Consider the following 19,050-nt stretch of genomic DNA (forward strand, 5'->3'; position numbering starts at 1 on the left):
TTTTATTATATTTGCAAATAGTATAATAAGAAGGCTCGGTAAATCCCAGCCCCGAATTTGCTCTAAAGCGATTCCAAAAACTTAATGACCGCCTGACGGTCACCTTTCGACAACCTCATGTACGCCTCCTTCGCTTTAACACCCTCACCACCGTGCCAAAGAATAGCCTCTTGTAAACCGCGTGCCCGTCCATCGTGCATAAAATTGGTATGTCCATTTACCGTTTGTACCAAGCCAATGCCCCACAAAGGCGGAGTACGCCATTCTTTACCTGTTGCCTCAAAATCAGGGCGATTGTCCGCCAAACCGTCGCCCATGTCGTGCAACAACAAATCGGTATAAGGGCGAATGACCTGCCCCGACAGTTCTGGAAAGCCCTCAAGAGTACCCGTTGTAAACTTAGGCGTGTGGCAAGTCATACAACCAATTTTGCGAAACAACGCCTTGCCCTTAAGCACTTCACCATCTTGCCAGTTGCGGCGTGCAGGTACCGCCACCAAATGGTTATAAGCCGTTACCGCGTCCAGGTTTTCGGCGCTTATCTCAGGGCTACCCCCATTGGGTGCCTGTTGGCAGTTGATTTGCCCCGAAGTACAGTTTTCGTTAGGAAACAAAGGCGAAGTAATGCCCATATCGCCCAAAAAAGCCCCCGCTACTTGTTGTTTGAGCGTAGGTTTGTTGGCTTTCCAGCCAAACCTGCCCAGCGTCTTTTTTTCTTTCACCACATCCCACACATAGTTGGGGCGCCCCGACACCCCATCCTTGTTTATATCATTAGGATCGGCTTGCGCCAAAATATCTGTTTCGTTGATCGCCTGTAGTAGCCCCAAGCCAGGAATCATAGGAGCCACCCTGGGCGAAAAAAGTATTTGCGGCGACATGGCGCCATAACCCAGGTTTTTGAAGGTATACACAGGCTTGCGTAAGGAATAGGTTTCGCCGTCATCAAACTTCCCCGCAATCTCTACATAGCTTAGTGCTACATTGCCCTCTGCCTTTACCCCCAGTATATGCTTGTTGTTGAGCTGGTTGCCATATATTGGGTCACCCAGAGGCCCTCCGTGTTCGGTTTGCCCCGGAATACTCAGCCTAATAAGCATAGACTCAAACACCCCACCCGGAGCAGGCGGTGTGCCTCGTCCGTCGTTTACGTGGCACCCCGCACACGACACCGCATTAAACAATGGTCCCAAGCCATCGCGAGCGGTAGTAGAGGCAGGCGCCGATACCCAGGGGTTGCGGAAAAACGAGTTGCCGACAAAAAAATGGTCAAAATTTTCATTACTCAGGTTGCGCACCGACTTGTCAAAAGCCTTGGTGCTGCTGGCAAAAACCGTAGTTTCGCCTCCCGAAAGTTCTTCATTCTCTTCGGGCATCAACATTTCTGTTTCTGACTGGCAACTTATAAAAACTACACTACAGTAAGCCAGTAAACTAAGAAAAAGCGTAAGGGATCTGATATGTTTCATTGGTAGGGAATTGGCAGTTATTGAAATCTTTGCATAGAGGCATAACAATAGTCCGCAGTGATTTTAGTCAAAGTTGTTTGCTGATTAACTTCGTTGAGCACCGATATACATCGGTATCTAAGGACTCGCCAGAGGCTCGGTTATCAGTCATTGATGAATTTAAAAACTATTTAATTGGGTGTTTAGGCATAAAACCGAAACACTTTTAAAAATAAAGTGAGTACACAATCTCAATATAAAATACTGGTTTACAGCATTTAACAAGGTGAACATTTACTCGAATCAGCTATGGACTATCGACTAAATACTATGGACTATTGGGCATAAGTAAACTGCAATTAACCGTTTGGATAGGTATAAAACAAGCAATAATACCTGCCAAGTTTCAAAAACCTGGCAGGTAGGCTGTTAAGAATTTTAAAAAAGTGCCCCACGTTTTTGAGGAAACTTTTATGATTTTAAAAATAAGGTAAACATTCTTTGTCTAATACAAGATACCCAAATTTTTCTTTTCCTGCAAAAATAGCCATTACTACGTTACAGGGTATATTTTAAAGAAAAATCAGTTTTGGTTTATCCAATCAAGGTAGGCAAACAATTCCTTGAAAGTTGTGATAATCTCATGGTATTTCTAAACCAAAAACGTGGGGAAGAAATTACCAGATTCTTAACAGCCTACCTGGCAGGTATTATTGCTTGTAGCTTTATAAACTTATTTCAAAGCGTCAGAAGTTTCCAGCGTAAGGTTGCCTAAGTTGAGCTTTTGAGCAATCAACTCAATAGAGCGGGTTTGGGCTCTCAAAGCGGTAATAGCTGCCTCCACGCGTTGGTTTCCAGCAGTATTGCCCTGGCTTATTTCCTTGTCGAAGGGTGCTTGAATGGCAACTGTAGCGGCTTTAGTAGCTTCCAGCTCGGTTTTTATTTGGGCATATAGCTCTTTGTCTGCTACCTCTACCAACGAGGCAATGCCCTTGCCCGTGATACTGCCGTAAGTACCCCAGTATACATTATAAATCCCTTGAGCATTGGTTACTATATCGCGGTGAGTGTTATCGCTAAAGCAAGAGTGTTCGTCTTCCTGGTCGTGATTAAACAAAGCTACTTTCATACGCTCTCCGGCAAGCTCTGCTTCAGACAAGCTACCCATGCCGGTCAAAATTCTTACTACCGACTTGTTACCATCCCCTATAAAACTAATGCGGTAGCTGGCACCTTCTGCCCAGGCATCTCTCACTGTTTTTAAGTCTTCGAGCAATAAATCAATCGTTACCTGCAAATATTTTTTGCGTCGGTCGGCATTGGTAGCCGTAGTATAGTCAGTAAAAGCACGTTGTCCGGCGTTACTGTAGTCGCCACCAGGGTTGGTGTCTTGTCCCCACAACAAAAACTCAATGGCATGGTAGCCAATGCTGATATTCTTTTCACCACCTTTTTCATTATTACTTCTCAATGTAGCAGCATCAATGGTCTGGGTTACATCATTGATGATCCCAGCTGTGGCATTGCCCGCTACATAATCTATAAAATTTTCGTCCAGTGGCCATGCGTTGATTGCCCCCTCTGGTCCAGTAGCAGAGTTGTCGATAGGACCCTCGTAAAAACGAAAAACCTCGGTTTGCCCATAGGGTTCGCGGGCGTCTTTCCAGGCTTGCTTGGCAGCATCAAACTTGGTTTGGTCGGGGTTGGCCACAAAAGCGTCAATACTTGTTTTGAGCGCTGCCACCTTATCATAGCTATCGCTATAGCTCTGATAAGCTATGTTGGCGTAAGTTGTCAATACCTCAATTACCTGAGTGGGGTTAGGGGTAGGAGTAGTAGTTTCTTCTTTTTTTTTGCAGGCATTGAGTAACATTACAAATACCAGCAGGGGTAATACTTTAGTAAGTCGCATTGTGCTATCCTTATTTAGACTTGTTAAAAATAATACGGCAAATATAAAATTATTTTATTCAAATAATCAACAGTCTACCGCATTTAGTCCATCACCCACCACCCACTCGAGCATACATTCGCTTTACTCAATTGTGAGAATCAGTCAATTATAATAAAATTATTTTTTGATATTTTTTTTCATCCGGTAGGTGCGCTTGCCAATGTACATCGGTAGGAGGTCAAAAAATTGGTGTAGGCATGTTAAAATTGTATGATGGTAGAATGACAACACATAATGCCAATATATATTGATAAGGAATGGTACCAAAATAAATTTACATTCTTAACCTCATCTTTCGCTGACAGAATTCGTTAAAAAAACTTGTCGTAGCGCTGCTATGCCGCGTTTTTTTGCCTCTCCTGCCAACAAAATATTTTGGCGTTAGAACTTTATTTTTACACCATTCCTAAGAAGATATTCAGCGATCGACCAAAAAAAAACCGCAGATGTTGGTAACACCCACGGCTGGTCAATTCTTTATAATACAGCACATTTACTTTTTCGCTGCCGGAAAACGCATCCTGTAATCAACCCGCACATCGCCCTTGCTTATTTTGGTAAGGCGCGACTTGAGCAAACGTTTCTTAAAACCCGAAAGGTAATCGGTAAACAATACCCCTTCTATATGGTCGTATTCGTGCTGAATCACCCTTGCTGCCATACCATCATACTCTGCTTCGTGTTCTTTCCAGTCGAGGTCAAAGTATTTGATACGAATTTTAGGCTGTCGGCTTACATTCTCTCTTATGTCAGGAATACTCAAACAACCTTCTTCAAATGCCCATTCGGTACCTTCTTCTTCCAGTATCACCGGGTTAATAAAAGCCATTTTCATGTCTTGTAACGCCTCATCCATTGGTTCAGGATCAATCACAAACAAACGCAGACTTTTGCCTATTTGCGGAGCCGCCAGCCCTACGCCGTGTGCCTCATACATGGTTTCAAACATATTTTCTACCAGTTCACTTATGTCAGTCCCTGGCTCTATTTCCTCAGCTTTTTTCTTCAATACGGGGTCACCGTAAGCCACAATCGGATAAATCATTGTATATCAAAATTTTTATTATTACTTATACTTTAGTCGATAGATTAGTAGTCCGTAGCCCCGACAAGGTTCCCCGTAAACGGGATGTCGGCATAGCCTCCACTAGGGACTAGGTGCAAGGTTCTAGGTATACCTTGTTCCCTAAGTAGCTACACTTTTTCTATCACATTGATTTTTAGCAATTTATAAAAAGCGTAGTTAAAAGTTTTGTGGTTTGCTTAGCTCTTGTTTGACTGAAAGTTATGGGGGTGCTTTAGCCCATAGCCCCCACAGGGTAAATCCTTAGGTGCCGATGTATATTTAAACCCCTTGCTATAATACAATGAAAGTCCGGGAGTTTGCCCTTATGAAGTGTAAACAAGCGTGAATTAAAGGCTTTTTGAGTGGAAAATTTTATTGGCAAAGTTTATTTTCCTGGCATAATTCACTTATGATCAATTAAACCCACGTACGCTCCTAATTCTTAATTGAAAACTATAAAAACCCCGTTTCGCGAACCATAAAACCACTTAAACTATCACAACTGCATTTTCTCCAGGTAAGACTGCAATATGACTACCGCACTCACCTTGTCTATGTTGCCCTTTTCGCGGCGATACTTCTTCGTAGTACCCCCGGCAATCATTGCATTGAGGGCTATTTTAGAGGTAAATCGCTCGTCGTGAGTTTCTATATCCGTGTCCGGGAAATTTTTCTTGAGTAAATTAAGAAAAGCTTCTACGTGTTTGGTAGCATGGCTTTCGGTGCCGTCCAATCGTTTGGGCATGCCTACTACAAACAACTCAATGCCTTCTTGCTCGTGGTAGTCTTTCAAAAACTGGATAACATCTTTTGAGTGAACAGTGTCTAAGGCAGTAGCAATAATTTTGAGTGGATCAGTCACCGCCAATCCTACCCTTTTGGTTCCATAGTCAATGGCAACAATACGCGGCATATCAACAATTTAGTTAGAAACATTATTTTGTAAATTGGGTTATCGTCCCATCTACTGCACAAAATTAGACAAATCTCTACTGATTAGCGCGCGATTCAATAGTTAATTTTATTTATATAACCCTGGAGGGCACAAAATCAAGGGTTTAGTTATAGTGATGACGTTTTTTAAGCATCTGTTTTACCTTTAGTTCCAGCTGCAATGCCTTGGGAAACAGAATTTGATTTTCTATTTTGGCATGTACCTGCAAGTCCTTTTCCAATGCCTGTAACTCCATAAAAAGTACCCGCAGGTGTAAGTGAGCATTGTGGTCAAGGTAGTAATTGTTGGTAATATCTCTGATGCCCTTCATTTCGTCATCGTGAGTGTCGTGCTCAATGGCAAGCAAATGCACTTGATTTTTCTCCATTTCATAATGCAACTTGCTGGCATTGTAATGCCCTTGTGAGGCACCCATTAAAAGCATTACATATCGGAAAAAAGTATCTTCTTCTTCATGGATATGATGAATGAAATCTTCGGCAAATAAAGGAAAGAGTAACTGAAGATCGCGGATAGTATGAGCGTTTCCTATTGTTTGAGGGTCAAGGTTTTCAATCAACGACGCCATATAAGGCAACTTTTCGTTGATAAACACATAATGGGCATGACGCAAGTACTCAATCACCAAGTCTGCCGGGTAAGTATTGAGGGGAAGTTCTTTAGGTTGGTGATGGATAGCCTCAAGGCTACTCACTACCTTTTCTACGTTGAGATTTCTCGCCTTACAAACCTGAGCAAGCGTATCGTCTGAGTAATTGTAGAACTCAATACCAAAATAGTGTAATACAGCAGCGTATACATAATTTTCGGTCACTAGTTCGTTTATTTTTTTGGCCACTAACCTCATATACTTGTTCCTAAATTTTGAGACTGTAAGATGATATAGTAATAGATAAAGTAAATAAGTACTAATACAGCATTAAATACGGCTAACAAGTAGTTATTGTTAGCTTATGATGAGCGAGTTAGCCTTACTTTTAGCTGATCGTTAATTATACCAATATGTATTGGCATTCAAGGCTTGCGGCTACTTGCTATATAGAAAGTGCTTAGCAAAAATAAAAAATTAAACCTTTTTACACAAATACACAATTTCTTTAGAAGGCAATGAATATTTTTCTACCAATGCCTTGTCCAGATGCATCACATAATCATCTTCTATTACTTCAAAACCACCCTGTTGCAAACGTATGCCATAGTCGGTACCATACATGCGTACGTGGTCTTCTTGTCCAAAAGCCTTGAAACGCTCCGATGGACTGGTAATGTTGGCATCTTCGTAAGTAAGCTCTAGCCCTTCTGCGATAAAAGGCACTTGAATAATAGCCCAACCACCAGGCTTTAGTACACGGTGAATCTCACTCATTGCCTTGATGTCATCATCTACATGTTCCATTACGTGGTTGCAAAAAGCCACGTCAAAAGTATTTGCGTCAAAGGGAATGTCATGCACATCCATTTTTACCTTGGCAAGCGGCGACTCTAAGTCGGCCGTGATATAGTCGAGGTTAGGCATTTTGTCAAACCGTTTGATAAAACAAGCCTCAGGAGCAATGTGTAATACCTTGAGTTGATCATTAAAAAAATTGGTTTTTTCTTTTAAGTACAAATGCATCAGGCGGTGCCGCTCCAGCGATAAGCAATTGGGACACAAAGCATTGTTTCGTGCCGACTCACCCCTGCCATAAGGCAGAAACTTCTTGAAATTTTTGCTACATACTGGGCAGTGTACCTTATTTCCCCGGTAAAATATGGCCAAAACTTTGAGCGCCAGCGGGCTTATAATTTGTAAATACTTTCTTGGAACTCGTCTAATGATCCAGCTAATGAGTTTTTTCATGAAGGTCAAAATCAAATGTAACTACAAAGCTACGGCTAAAGTCTGAAAAAATGAAGCAAACAAAATACACAAGTGACTTCTGCCAACGATAAAAGTTGTATTTAGAGCACTTATTGGTAGCTTTGCACCTGATTTGCTATTCTCAAAAACATTTTTCAAATGCAAAAAATACTCATTACTGGTTCCAACGGTTTATTAGGCCAAAAGCTCCAGCAATTACTTATTACGTCGCCTTATAATACTACAGTAGAAGTACTGGCTACTTCGCGTGGCAACAATCGTTGCTCTATCACCAGTGCCAACCTGCGCTACCAGTCCATGGACATTACCAACCGTGAAGAAATAATAGCCACCCTGACCGAGTTTAAACCAGATGCTGTGATACACACTGCTGCCATGACCCAGGTTGATGACTGTGAGACTCAACGTGACTTGTGCTGGCAGCTCAATGTAAACAGTGTAGAGTATTTGATAGAGGCTTGCCAACAGTTAAAGCAAGCAGGACAGGCGCCTTTCTTAGTTCATTTGTCTACCGACTTTATATTTGATGGGGCAGCTGGTCCTTACCACGAAGAAGCCACCGCCAACCCGGTAAGTTATTATGGCGAAAGTAAACTAGCCGCTGAACAGGCTTTACTGGCAAGCAATATACAGTGGAGCATTGCTCGTACCGTGCTGGTGTATGGTATAACCGAGGCTATGAGTCGCTCGAACATCATTTTGTGGGTAAAAAAATCGCTTGAAGAGGGCAAAACCATTCATGTAGTAGATGACCAATGGCGCACGCCTACCCTTGCCGAAGACCTTGCGATGGGGTGCTTTTTGATGGCCGACAAGAAAATTAGTGGTATTTTTAACATATCGGGCAAAGATTTTCTGACGCCCTACGAAATGGCGATTAAAACCGCAAAATACTTTAACCTTGATGCTTCATTAATTGTAAAAACTGATGCTTCACGGTTTTCGCAGCCTGCCAAAAGACCACCAAAAACTGGGTTTATTCTTGATAAAGCAATCCAACAACTCAATTATGCACCGCGTTCGTTCGATGAAGGCATTGCCATTCTTGATCAACAGCTCAAGGCCACAGTATAGGGGTGGGCTACTATAAAGTATGCCAGAAAATAGGGGTGTATGCGCGAAAATCTTGATATTGTTTAATCAATTTGCTTTTTTTTGCGTATACATTTCGCTATTTTTGTTGTTATAGCATTTTCTGCTCAATTTTTGTTCTTCCCAGTGATATATTATTTTAAATGAGCAAATTGAATCAATAAAGGCGGTTTTTGATGTTTTAAAAACCTAAATAATTTTATTGATTTTTAATCGTACAAAAAAAAATGCGTGGAGCTTGTATGATTGTTAATTTGCCTAACCCTATAAGCTTTAGAAACAATGAGCCTACAAGAAACAAAAAATGGGCTGTACGCTTACTACACAAAATACGAAATAAAGCGCGCACTCAAATACTATGTTCCTACGCACTGTCAGAATATAGCCCCCACCTTAGAGAACAATCCTGACAATCAGTTTGCCTTTGTTACACGACAGTTATTGATTCCGTTTTTTATCAATCGCAACATCAAAGACTCGATGTACCGAGATAAGTTTTATATCATTTTGGCAGAGGCCGGAATGGGTAAAACAACTTTTATGTTGAACTTGTACACCAAATACGCCGAAAAACTGGCAGATACCGATTATCAAATCAAAATCTTTCCGTTGAGTTTTCCTAATGCAATGGAGCAGGTAGAGAAAATTCCAAAAGCAGAACGCCCCAATACCATTTTATTATTAGACGCATTTGACGAAGACAGTGACGCTATCAAGGCTCATCAAAAAAGGCTGCACTACATTCTGCAAAAAGTGGCTGATTTTAAAGAAGTGGTTTTTACCTGTCGTACCCAGTTTTTTCCGCGCGAAGAAGAAGAATCAGGAGAAACTGGTCTGTTAAAGTTTAAATACAAAGAAAATACTTACCAGTTTCGAAAGCTTTACTTGTCTCCTTTCAACGAAGAAGACATCAAAACATACCTTAAGAAGAACTACTCGTTTTTGAACATTCTGAAGCGCAAAAAAGCCGAAAAAATAGTGTTGCACTCACCCAACCTCATGGTGCGCCCTATGTTGTTGCGCTATATTGACGACCTCATCAAAAGCCGGGACAATTACAGCTCTACTTATCAGATTTATACTGAACTGATTGCCAAATGGATAGAACGTGAGGTACAACGCCGGGGAACAAACAAAGAAAAGTATCGCCGCGACTTGTACAAGTTTTCGCGTGAAGTGGCCATTGACATGTACACACACCGCAAGCGCCGAGGTGGTTTTGTGATTACTGATGATGAACTAAAAGTACTGGCTGAGCAAAACAATGTAGATTTGGGTACGCTTGAGCTCAAAACAAGGGCATTGTTGCATATGAACACGTTGCATCAGTGTACTTTTGCCCACAAATCTATCCTGGAGTATTTCCTGGTAACCGAGGCTTTTTATAATCTACAGTTTGCCAAACAGCTCGACCTGAGCGACCTGGAACAGGGCGAACAATTGCGTAAAGAAATGTTTTTTGAGAAAGCCAAATCGTTATTTGGACGCTATAAAACCTATGATTCAGGCAAGAGCAAGGATTTTGTGAATATAAAACCTGCCGAGCTCGAAAAAATCAAACACGCGGCATTGCTTAAGATAGATGCCCACGATGTACAGGTATTGCGTACTTTCAAGAGCTTGGGTTTGTTGCAAATCAACGATATTCAAATAGATGTTGATCAGCTAGACCAGTTCTTGTACCAAAACCACTTGGACTTAAGTGCCAAAGGTTTGACCCAAATCAGTGATCTTCAGTTTTTGACCAACCTGGAAAAACTGGATTTGAGTAATAACCAAATTACTGACTTGACGCCGCTTAAAAATCTGAAGCGTTTAAAGCAGCTTAATTTGTACTCAAATAAGGTAAAAGATATAAGCATTTTGAGCGAATTATCCAACCTCGAAGAGGTCAACATTCAGGAGAACCCCATAGACCCACATACGTCGGGCAACGTGAGTGGCTCTTATGCCGAGGTAGCGCTTTAGCGAATAGCAGAAATAAAACAAAATAAAAAACGAGTGATGGAACCAATACTGTCACTCGTTTTTTTATGCTTCTTACTTTCGATTGCCCACCTTTTTTGAATTCCTGCCTTGTATTCAACCTTCGTTTGGTCATAATGCCTATATTCGTGTTTTTATGCATCCAAATTGATTACACAAAATATAAAATTATGCAAAAAACACTATTCCTGCTATTTACTTTGTGGTGGGTTTTTGGCGTAAGCCATGCCCAAAAACCCGATACTACCCGGTGGTCGATAACGATGGGTACAAAACAAGTAGGCTTTTTGAAAAAATGGAAAAATGTAGATGACACCTTCTCCGAATGGCGTCAGTTCAATGACCGGGGGCGAGGCGATAGCACAGTAGGTACTTACAGTTACGACAAAGATGGTTACATTACCATGATAGATGCACGAGGGGTAGATTATTATAAAAAGCCAGTATACGAAAGGTATGGTTTTAAACGGGATGAGGCTTTTTGGGAAAATAATGTAGAAAAGGGCAAAGAAGGGGTGCGAAAAAAAGCACAATATGTAGCCCTCAATATTTCGGTGGGCACTTCATACCAGGCTTATTTTAACCACCCTAAACGCGTCATTCAGCATTTGCCCAGTGGTAGTTCTACCCTTAAGGTGTTGCAAAATCATATTTTACGCGATGGCAGAAAAATAAAGCTGGTGAGAATAAGTGGGCTGGGACTGGCACCCAATTATATATGGCTGAACAAGAATAATGAGTTTTTTGCTGCTCCGGGCGAGTGGTTTTCTATGGTCAAGCTGGGCTATGAGGGCTTTATCAAAGAATTGTACAAGATTATAAAAATGTACCGTGATAGTTATTACAAAGAGCTGGCCTCTCAACTGCGCCATAAGATCGCCAAAGGGTTGCTTATTACCAATGCCCAGGTGTTTGACCCAGTGTCTGGTAAACTGCACCCTAAAAGTAGTATTTTAATCGCTAAAAGTAAGATTCAACAAGTAGCTTATGGCAAAAAACTGAAGGCTCCTGAAGGCTACCAAACGATCAATGCCAGAGGGAAGTTTGCCATGCCTGGCTTGTGGGACATGCACGTGCACTACACCAGCGAAACCGACGGGTTGCTACACCTTGCTTGTGGGGTAACCAATGTACGCGACATGGGCAACAGTGAGGCATTGCTTGCCCGCAAAAAGGCTATAGAGGCGGGTACAGTACTGGGACCACGTATTCAGGCAATGGCTGGCTTTATAGATGGAGCAGGCAAATATGCAGGTCCCATAGGTAGCAAAGTACACAATGTAAAAGAAGGCATTGCGGCGGTGCAGGCGTATGCCAATAAAGGGTATCAGCAAATTAAGTTGTATAGCTCTTTGAAACCCGAATGGGTAAAGCCACTTGCCGAAGAAGCTCATCGCCTCAAAATGAGGGTAAGTGGACACATTCCATCGTTTATGCTTGCCGAAGAAGCGGTAAAGGCGGGCTACAATGAAATACAGCACGCCAATATGCTGTTTTTAAACTTTTATGGCAAAAAACTAGATACTCGTACCCCTGTCAGGTTTAGCGCGGTGGCACAACGCGGGCATCAATTTGATTTTGACTCGCCCCAGTTGAAGGCATTTGTACAATTGCTTAAGCAAAAAAATGTAGTGATTGACCCCACAGTTACTATATTTGAAAATATGTTTGTAGGCGCCAAAGGTGAGTTTCGTCCTTCGATGAAAAGAGTAGCCAAACGTTTGCCTTTGAACATACAGCGCGCTATGAAGGCTGGCTCATCGCTTGAAGTACCCGAAGGTCAGGGAGCTAATTACGAAAAATCTTTTGCCAATATGCTCAAAATGGTAAAAGTAATGCACCAAAATAACATCACGGTAGTGCCGGGTACCGATAGTTTTGTGGGTTTTACTTTGCATCGTGAACTTGAAAATTATGTAAAAGCGGGTATTCCGGCAGCAGAGGTACTCAAAATGGCCACCATTACCTCGGCAAAGGTGGCAGGTCAAGCCACCAACTATGGTACTATAGCCAAGGGCAAAGCTGCTGACATTATCTTGATCAGTGGTAACCCACTCAAAAACATTGCAGATGTGGGCAAAGTAGCCATTACGATCAAAAACCAAGATATTTACTACACCAAAGAGTTGTTCAAAGCGGTATCTGTGAAGTATTTTTAATAGATAGCTTTTTAACTTGTAGTTTTTTACTTTTCGAAAAATTAAGAAAAACTGTATACAATTGACGCTCAATTATTGGAGTTATAAGTGTTTGAAAATAATTGTGTTATACAATTGATAGTTGCTTATAAACCAAGCCTGTGAGCTCAGGGTGGCCAAACAGGTGAAGACTTACGGTACCGATTGATTACATCAGTATCCAAGTCCATGCCTGCGAAGGCTACCAACTTAGGAATGGTGAGAAATTAAATTACCATTCTTGAGGTAGAGGTTTTGTTTTGAGACGAGGCTATTTTTTGCGCCCATAGCAGCGCTACGGGCAATAAAAATAACGAAGTATCAAGGCGCAAGATCACCTCTCAGAGTGTAAATTTATTTTGACACCGTTCCTTAGATAAACCAAAATAACAAAAATTAAAACAATGAATTATACCAAAGAACAAACTGCCAACCTGCAAGAACAAACTTTTGCTTACATTACAGTAGAAGAAAAAGACCATTTATTGACTATTACATTGAATCGCCCCAAGGCACGCAATGCGATGAGCCCTACTATGATACGTGAGTATGCCTATGCCATGAGCTATGCTCACCACCATGCGCATATTTGGGCAGTAGTGTTTGCTGCCAATGGACAGGTATGGTGTGCCGGAGCCGACCTTAAGGCTATGCGAGGCAAAGAAGAAGCCAACGACAGTACTGTTCCTACGCCTGATACTCCTATAGTGATGGCAGAGTTATTTACCAAAATTCATAAACCTGTAATAGCTAAAGTACACGCACCAGTATATGCTGGAGGCTTTTTGCTTATTGGAGGGTGTACTTATGTGGTGTCTACCGAAGAGGCCACTTTTACCTTACCTGAAGTAAAACGTGGGTTGTTTCCTTTTCAGGTAATGGCAAGCCTGATGAAGTTTATGCCTTCCCGTCAAGTACTTGATTTTTGTATCAGGGCTAAAAGCCTAAGCGCTCAGGAAGCCTTGGAAGCGGGTTTGGTTACTCAGTTGGCAGCACCCGACAAGCTCGACGAAGCTGTAGATGCTTTGGTACAAGAGATTTTTGCCAACTCGCCCTCAGCAGTACGTTTGGGGCTTAAGGCGTTTGACGAAATGAGAAGCATCAGCGAGAGCGAGCAACAGGCCTACCTTGCCAAAATGTTGGGGCAAACCATTATGACCAAGGATGCCCAGGAAGGACTTAAGGCTTTTGCCGAAAAACGTGCGCCTGCCTGGACAGGAGAGTAGGAGAGGATATATTAGCCAGCACCTACCAGGTGTCTCAAAACCTGGTAGGTATAAATAATTATAAAATACCTATTGATATTAATTCAAGTGGTGGAGTACTTGGGCTTCAGGGTATCACATAAAAAGAAGAATGATAAACAATACCAAAAACACGATGCCTGTTACCAAAAAATATTTTGCTATGGCAGCTTGTGGGTCTTCCCACACTTGTATTCTTACACTTTTGGGGTTATAATATACGCCTTTACTGAGTGACTTTTCGCCGTAAATCTCTAGGTAAAGTGAATCGTTTTTTTGACGGTTTTTAAATATCCACGATTCCGATTCTTCTTTTTCTGTCCAGGTACCGTCAGAGTCTCGTCCTGATTCCCACCAATATTCGTTTTCAAACTCATTGATGCGACGGTCTTCACTATCGTACATCTCAGCCATTAGGTATATAAAATCACCGTTGACATGGGTCATGTGAGGGTAAACCGACATTGTTAAACTGTAGATGCCTACTTTTTTCTTCACAGGAAATGAGGGAGTTACCAATGGCTTGGTTTTGCTGAGAGAGTCTATAGGCAGCTGAACATCGGCTACTTTGCGGCGTTTGGTAGTTTTGAAACTTACAAATAAACAGGCCACGAAAATAAATAAAAACAACAGTCTGGTAAATAGTTTATCGCTGATTTTTCCTGCCATAAAGTTCAACGTTTGAATGAGGAATGTTAGAGTACTTAAAAATGGAGTTTTTGGAGCAGAAAAGCAAGCAGTAGAGGTAATAAAGTAAGAGGTAGGAAGGGAGAGAAGGGCAAAAATAAAACTTGTCTAAGCGAGAGGTGAGGCGTGATACACTCAACAATACACTTAGACAAGTTTTTAGGGTTTCGCAGGGTTTGGGTTAATTAGTTGTGTATGTAAAGCTGTAATATTTATCGTTCAAAAAGTTTTACAATATCAACAGCTCCCTTTCTGCTTTATTACTAAATCAACATTAAAAAGCAGTGTTAATTTCATCGTCTACATCTGCACGGCCAGTGTCGTCATCGTCTTTAGGTGGAAAGCCCAACATAAACATAGGACCAAAACTTCCTGGGCCGAATGGGTTCTTTTTGGGGTTAAATCCTCCTTTAATGTCTCTCAAGTTGTAGTTAGATAATTGGTCTTGAATATTCCCAAAGTTTTTTAAACTTCTTTTCATTATAATCAGTTTTAAAAGTTAAAAAGTGTGATATACCTTGCAATAAGCATTCGCAAGTTAATTTTTTTTATGAGAAAACAAAGAAATTGGAGCTAAATCTTCGGTTTGCCCATAGATGTTTTAACAAATAAATAACATTTTCTTATGCTTTATTTGGGTATTTTGCGCTGTTTTGGAATAAAAGACTATTTATAAGTATTAATACTTATAAAATGAATTTACCCTACCTAAAATAGTTATCTGTTTCTTTATTTTTTGTAGTACTTTTTGAGGATATTGCGCTCAATTGAAGGGGGTTATGTATATTTTCAGAGATTTATAATGCAATGAGTATACATACTCCTTAAAAATATGATTATAAGAAGAACTCTGTAAAAAAAACATGCAATGAAAATAGTAACAGTTGGCAGAGCGCCAGACAATAACATTATTTTGTTTGATGATAAGGTGTCGGGTAAGCATGCATCGTTTACCTTGACCGACAAACAAGAGTATTATGTGCAAGATTTTAACTCTACCAATGGCACTTTTGTAAACGGCAACAAAATAGGCAATGAACCCTTTCAAATATTGCCTAAAGATACCGTTAAAATAGGCAAAACTATAGTGCCTTGGCAAACCTACCTGAGCGACCGGTTCGAACCCGCAAAAACTTTCCCAAAAGCGCCTGCTCGCCAATAAAGATTTTTATAAACCGGGGCACTTTGGTGGCATAACCAGATGATGTTGGGAGTAACTAAAAAATTAAAGTCTGTATTTTCTGGTGACTCCCTTATTGTTGTAATGTCTGTGCCTTGGTTGCATACAGCAGCATAGATGGGGTACAAATTTAAAAAAGATATACAAAGTATTGACAACTTTTCTAATTTACTTCGCTGGGTTGATTTCATTCCTTGAATTTGTTTAGATTTGCCGGATTAATTATAGATAATTCAAGAGCCTGTAATATGCCTTGCCTGATCATAGGTGTGGTTTTTGGGGAAATGATTCTTGAACTAACCACAGAAGTAATATAAAAAATGAAAGTCCTGCCCATTGCTTGGGTCTGTTGTATAGCAGACACCAAAAAAATATGCATCTGTTTATGTATGACAGTGTTATGCTGTTTGGTACTAACCACTGCTCAGTCAAAGCCTCATTCTAAAATCCAACGACAAATAGAACAGCTTACTGCTCAACTGCAACAAGCCTCCTCTATTCCTCAGAAAGTAAAACTACTTTATCAATTGGGTGAACTCCATAAATTTGAATACAAAAAAGCCATTCAGTATTACCAAAAAGGGGGAGCCCTTGCCTCCAAAGCCCACGATATGGCGGGGGTTGCTCAAGGGCACGTACTACAGGGCAAGCTACACCTGAGCTATCGTAGTTTTGACAAAGCCTGGCAGCAGTTTAAAAAGGGAGAGGCAACGGCTCAAAAGTACCAGCTGGTAGCAGCACATATTGATTGTTTGAATGGCATTGCCTCGGTACTGATAGAAAAAAACAAACAGCACAAAGCACGTACTCTTTATCATAAAGCACTGAAGCTTGCCCAACAACTCAACGACCCTGAAAGAATTTGTTATACCAACATTCGCATTGGAGAGTTCCATCGTTTGCAAAAAAACTATGATTATGCTTTTGAGTATATAGCCAAAGCCTTGAAAATTGCCCGACACTATCAAATGGTTGCTTTGGAGTATGAAGGATTGATGGTAAAGTCGACTGCTTATACCGATTTGGAGCAGTTTGACCAGGTAGAACAACTTGCCCATGAAGCACTAGAGGTAGTGGCTAACACCAATAATAGTCATTTGCTTGCGGGAGCCTACAACAATTTGGCTATAGCCAACACTTGTCTTAAAAAATATGACCAGGCGATTGGCTATTACACCAAAGCTTTACGCATTAAACAAAAGACTAAAGACAATGGCAGGTTGGTTATTTTGTACCATAATATAGCCGATTTATATCGAAAATCTTTGCAATACGATTTGGCGATTACTTACTTTAAGAAATCGCTCGATTATACCCAAAAACGAGGTGATGTACTGGCTACTGGGGTTATGTTGAGAAACATAGGCGAAGTGTACCATCTAAAGCAGGCATACACACAAGCCGAAAAATACCTGAAGCAAAGCGAAGCCAAGGTGCAACAGGCGTCATCGTTGTTTGAAACCAGTGCTACCTATCAGTTGTTGGCGCGTAACTATGCTGCTCTAAATGATTTTAGGCAGGCATATTATTATCAGGCAATGCATAAAAAGGCGAACGATAGTATATTTAACAATGAAAAATCGGAAAGTATAGCCAAGCTGGAGCAACACTATAAGGAAGAGCAAAAACAAAAAGCCATTGCTTTGTTGAAAAAAGAAACGAACATGCAGCGCCAGAAAACTGTTTTTCAGCGAAAGCTACGCAATATAGCAGTAGCCGGGCTGTTGTTGGCGGTGTTAGTAGTGGTGTTGTTGTACAACCGATACCAGTTGCGGCATAAAATACTGCAGCAAAAAAGCCTGGCTTTGGCGCAAGAAAATGCGCGCCATAAGGCCGAAGGGCAACGCCTGGAAGTAGAGCAAAAGCTGAAACAGGAAGAAAATAAGCGGTTGAGGCTAGACCTGGAGTATAAAAACCGTGAACTTGCCACCTCTACCTTATTGATGCACCACAAAAACGAGGTGTTGACCAATATCCAGGGCGAATTGAGTTCTTTTCAGCATCAGGTACCCCCAAAACTGAGCAGTAATATTCAATCTATCAAAAAGATTATTCAAGAAAACAACCACCTGGAAGAAGAATGGGAGCATTTGAAGATACACTTTAACCAGGTACACCCCAACTTTTTTGGTCTTTTGCAGCAACGTTTTTCTCACTTGTCGCAACATGATTTAAGGCTATGTGCTTATATTAGAATTGGACTTACCAACAAAGAGATTGCGCGTATTTTACACGTAGAGTTTAGAAGTGTACAAGTGGCAAAATACCGCCTCAAAAAGAAGATAGGTTTGACCAAAACAGAAGATCTCAGCCAGTTTATACAACAATTATAGCAATGCAGGATTTAATAAATCAAAAAGCCCCCAATGAGCTTTAAATTGTACAGCGCATTGGGGGTTTGCTTATATTAAACTGTTTAACAGCGAGCCAAACAAGCTTTGTACAGGTATACACATGCCGTAACAGCAGCAATGTCTACCAGCCCCGCGCCAATGGCACAACCTATGGCACAAGGAACACAAGTAGCCACACAGCCTATAAATACAGTGCCTGCGGTACCAGCTGCTACCCAAAGGCAAGCAATTGCCTCGTTGTAGCAAGCATCGCCACAGTTGGCAGCGATTCTCATTGCTGGGTCGTTGGTCATCAGTTGAATGCTTTTTTGGGCCACAGTGTTTTGGTCTTCCTGGCGTAGCTGGCTTAGCTCCGGATATTTTTTCATTACCGCTTGTTGCTTTTGCACCAACAAAGTCAACAACTTTGTATCAAGCCCCATTTTGGCGCTCAACGTTGCTACCCCTGCCGCTGTCCAGCCTTGTTGGGCTTGTGTGCTATGTGTGGCACGTATGGCTTTTTCATACGCATTTACATCACCGTTATAACGCTTTTCTATAGTTTCGCCTTGCAGTATATAAAACTTGGCCAAAGTGTGCATATAAGCCTTAAAATCCTGGTCTTGTGAAATCTTGTTTGCCAAGGTGTTTAAGTTAACCCTGGGGGTGACAGGTGTCGCCTGATTGTTTGCTGGAGCAATGCTTTCTTTTTTACTACACGAGGTAACTAAAACCACAAAAGACAATACAAGGAGTAAAAACTGAACAGGTTTGTTATAAGTAATCATTAGTAATTATGTTTTGGTTAATTATTTTTTGATGTTGCAAAGGAAGGGGAGGAGGGGATAAAAAACTATTGAGAGCACCCTACAAGGCTTATACAGTACAGTGTTTAATACCCTACAAAAGCAATACTGAAGAGACTTTTTGGTATTTAATTGGTGTGGAGTAGTATTTTTAGTAGGAGAGCCCTTGAGTAGAAGAAAGTTTTTCACTTCCATTTCATCAAAAACAGGTAATCTTGATGGAGCAAAAGCAAGTTACAAAACTTGCGGCTATTGTGAGAT

General features: G+C 41.1%; 15 protein-coding genes. 6 read left to right on the forward strand and 9 right to left on the reverse strand.

The features are described from left to right. Positions 1-62 precede the first annotated feature (62 nt). From Q0954_RS14595 to Q0954_RS14620, 6 genes are all read right to left on the reverse strand, one after another. The gene (locus Q0954_RS14595; protein WP_299458076.1) at positions 63-1,469 is read right to left on the reverse strand and encodes a di-heme oxidoredictase family protein; all 1,407 of its coding nucleotides are present in this window, start codon (positions 1,467-1,469) and stop codon (positions 63-65) included. Positions 1,470-2,181: 712 nt separating this feature from the next. Further along, positions 2,182-3,360 carry an imelysin family protein gene (locus tag Q0954_RS14600; protein ID WP_299458079.1) on the reverse strand — a complete coding sequence of 393 codons (1,179 nt, stop codon included), beginning with the start codon at positions 3,358-3,360 and terminating at the stop codon, positions 2,182-2,184. 535 nt (positions 3,361-3,895) lie between these two features. Further along, complete coding sequence (gene def / locus Q0954_RS14605; protein WP_299458081.1) at positions 3,896-4,447, reverse strand: peptide deformylase; 552 nt, start codon at positions 4,445-4,447, stop codon at positions 3,896-3,898. Between the two features lie 517 nt (positions 4,448-4,964). Beyond that, positions 4,965-5,381, reverse strand: coding sequence for a Holliday junction resolvase RuvX (ruvX, locus tag Q0954_RS14610; RefSeq protein ID WP_002700277.1), 417 nt, complete (start codon positions 5,379-5,381; stop codon positions 4,965-4,967). A 145-nt stretch (positions 5,382-5,526) separates the two neighbouring features. Next, positions 5,527-6,270 carry an iron-sulfur cluster repair di-iron protein gene (locus Q0954_RS14615; protein WP_299458085.1) on the reverse strand — a complete coding sequence of 248 codons (744 nt, stop codon included), beginning with the start codon at positions 6,268-6,270 and terminating at the stop codon, positions 5,527-5,529. Positions 6,271-6,489: 219 nt separating this feature from the next. Continuing rightward, positions 6,490-7,263, reverse strand: a complete 774-nt coding sequence (locus tag Q0954_RS14620; protein WP_299458087.1) for a class I SAM-dependent methyltransferase — start codon at positions 7,261-7,263, stop codon at positions 6,490-6,492. 159 nt (positions 7,264-7,422) lie between these two features. Here Q0954_RS14620 and Q0954_RS14625 point away from each other — a divergent pair, with 159 nt between their 5' ends. The 4 genes from Q0954_RS14625 (at position 7,423) to Q0954_RS14640 (ending at position 13,765) form a co-directional block, all read left to right on the forward strand. Further along, a complete protein-coding gene (locus Q0954_RS14625) occupies positions 7,423-8,358 on the forward strand; it encodes an SDR family oxidoreductase (RefSeq protein ID WP_299458089.1) in 936 nt (311 codons plus the stop codon). 300 nt (positions 8,359-8,658) lie between these two features. After that, positions 8,659-10,344, forward strand: a complete 1,686-nt coding sequence (locus tag Q0954_RS14630) for a leucine-rich repeat domain-containing protein (protein WP_299458091.1) — start codon at positions 8,659-8,661, stop codon at positions 10,342-10,344. A gap of 188 nt (positions 10,345-10,532) precedes the next feature. Next, a complete protein-coding gene (locus Q0954_RS14635) occupies positions 10,533-12,521 on the forward strand; it encodes an amidohydrolase family protein (protein ID WP_299458093.1) in 1,989 nt (662 codons plus the stop codon). Positions 12,522-12,943: 422 nt separating this feature from the next. Next, positions 12,944-13,765: an enoyl-CoA hydratase-related protein gene (locus tag Q0954_RS14640; RefSeq protein WP_299458096.1), complete on the forward strand. Its 822-nt coding sequence runs from the start codon at positions 12,944-12,946 to the stop codon at positions 13,763-13,765. A 114-nt stretch (positions 13,766-13,879) separates the two neighbouring features. Here the strand turns inward: Q0954_RS14640 and Q0954_RS14645 are convergent, their stop codons facing one another. Both Q0954_RS14645 and Q0954_RS14650 read right to left on the reverse strand, forming a co-directional pair. Beyond that, the gene (locus tag Q0954_RS14645) at positions 13,880-14,452 is read right to left on the reverse strand and encodes a hypothetical protein (protein WP_299458099.1); all 573 of its coding nucleotides are present in this window, start codon (positions 14,450-14,452) and stop codon (positions 13,880-13,882) included. A 292-nt stretch (positions 14,453-14,744) separates the two neighbouring features. Beyond that, positions 14,745-14,951, reverse strand: a complete 207-nt coding sequence (locus Q0954_RS14650; RefSeq protein WP_299458101.1) for a hypothetical protein — start codon at positions 14,949-14,951, stop codon at positions 14,745-14,747. A 387-nt stretch (positions 14,952-15,338) separates the two neighbouring features. Between Q0954_RS14650 and Q0954_RS14655 the strand changes: the two genes are divergently transcribed. Together Q0954_RS14655 and Q0954_RS14660 are read left to right on the forward strand one after the other, a co-directional pair. Beyond that, positions 15,339-15,632 carry an FHA domain-containing protein gene (locus tag Q0954_RS14655; RefSeq protein WP_299458103.1) on the forward strand — a complete coding sequence of 98 codons (294 nt, stop codon included), beginning with the start codon at positions 15,339-15,341 and terminating at the stop codon, positions 15,630-15,632. Positions 15,633-16,039: 407 nt separating this feature from the next. Continuing rightward, on the forward strand, positions 16,040-17,983 hold the full coding sequence (locus tag Q0954_RS14660; RefSeq protein ID WP_299458105.1) for a tetratricopeptide repeat protein: 1,944 nt from the start codon (positions 16,040-16,042) through the stop codon (positions 17,981-17,983). An 83-nt stretch (positions 17,984-18,066) separates the two neighbouring features. On the opposite strand, the gene Q0954_RS14665 is transcribed toward Q0954_RS14660, so the two are convergent. Further along, positions 18,067-18,771 carry a hypothetical protein gene (locus Q0954_RS14665; protein WP_299458107.1) on the reverse strand — a complete coding sequence of 235 codons (705 nt, stop codon included), beginning with the start codon at positions 18,769-18,771 and terminating at the stop codon, positions 18,067-18,069. Positions 18,772-19,050: the final 279 nt, after the last annotated feature.

This window comes from uncultured Microscilla sp. (assembly GCF_947493425.1).
Taxonomy (GTDB): domain Bacteria; phylum Bacteroidota; class Bacteroidia; order Cytophagales; family Microscillaceae; genus Microscilla.

What these genes read in the sequence shown, in the direction of transcription:
- Q0954_RS14600 (WP_299458079.1), bottom strand. Translation starts at nt 3,360, where the DNA reads ATGCGACTTACTAAAGTATTACCCCTGCTGGTATTTGTAATGTTACTC.
- Q0954_RS14615 (WP_299458085.1), bottom strand. Translation starts at nt 6,270, where the DNA reads ATGAGGTTAGTGGCCAAAAAAATAAACGAACTAGTGACCGAAAATTAT.
- Q0954_RS14665 (WP_299458107.1), bottom strand. Translation starts at nt 18,771, where the DNA reads ATGATTACTTATAACAAACCTGTTCAGTTTTTACTCCTTGTATTGTCT.
- Q0954_RS14645 (WP_299458099.1), bottom strand. Translation starts at nt 14,452, where the DNA reads ATGGCAGGAAAAATCAGCGATAAACTATTTACCAGACTGTTGTTTTTA.
- Q0954_RS14640 (WP_299458096.1), top strand. Translation starts at nt 12,944, where the DNA reads ATGAATTATACCAAAGAACAAACTGCCAACCTGCAAGAACAAACTTTT.
- Q0954_RS14625 (WP_299458089.1), top strand. Translation starts at nt 7,423, where the DNA reads ATGCAAAAAATACTCATTACTGGTTCCAACGGTTTATTAGGCCAAAAG.
- Q0954_RS14655 (WP_299458103.1), top strand. Translation starts at nt 15,339, where the DNA reads ATGAAAATAGTAACAGTTGGCAGAGCGCCAGACAATAACATTATTTTG.
- Q0954_RS14630 (WP_299458091.1), top strand. Translation starts at nt 8,659, where the DNA reads ATGAGCCTACAAGAAACAAAAAATGGGCTGTACGCTTACTACACAAAA.
- Q0954_RS14620 (WP_299458087.1), bottom strand. Translation starts at nt 7,263, where the DNA reads ATGAAAAAACTCATTAGCTGGATCATTAGACGAGTTCCAAGAAAGTAT.
- Q0954_RS14595 (WP_299458076.1), bottom strand. Translation starts at nt 1,469, where the DNA reads ATGAAACATATCAGATCCCTTACGCTTTTTCTTAGTTTACTGGCTTAC.
- def (WP_299458081.1), bottom strand. Translation starts at nt 4,447, where the DNA reads ATGATTTATCCGATTGTGGCTTACGGTGACCCCGTATTGAAGAAAAAA.
- ruvX (WP_002700277.1), bottom strand. Translation starts at nt 5,381, where the DNA reads ATGCCGCGTATTGTTGCCATTGACTATGGAACCAAAAGGGTAGGATTG.
- Q0954_RS14635 (WP_299458093.1), top strand. Translation starts at nt 10,533, where the DNA reads ATGCAAAAAACACTATTCCTGCTATTTACTTTGTGGTGGGTTTTTGGC.
- Q0954_RS14660 (WP_299458105.1), top strand. Translation starts at nt 16,040, where the DNA reads ATGACAGTGTTATGCTGTTTGGTACTAACCACTGCTCAGTCAAAGCCT.
- Q0954_RS14650 (WP_299458101.1), bottom strand. Translation starts at nt 14,951, where the DNA reads ATGAAAAGAAGTTTAAAAAACTTTGGGAATATTCAAGACCAATTATCT.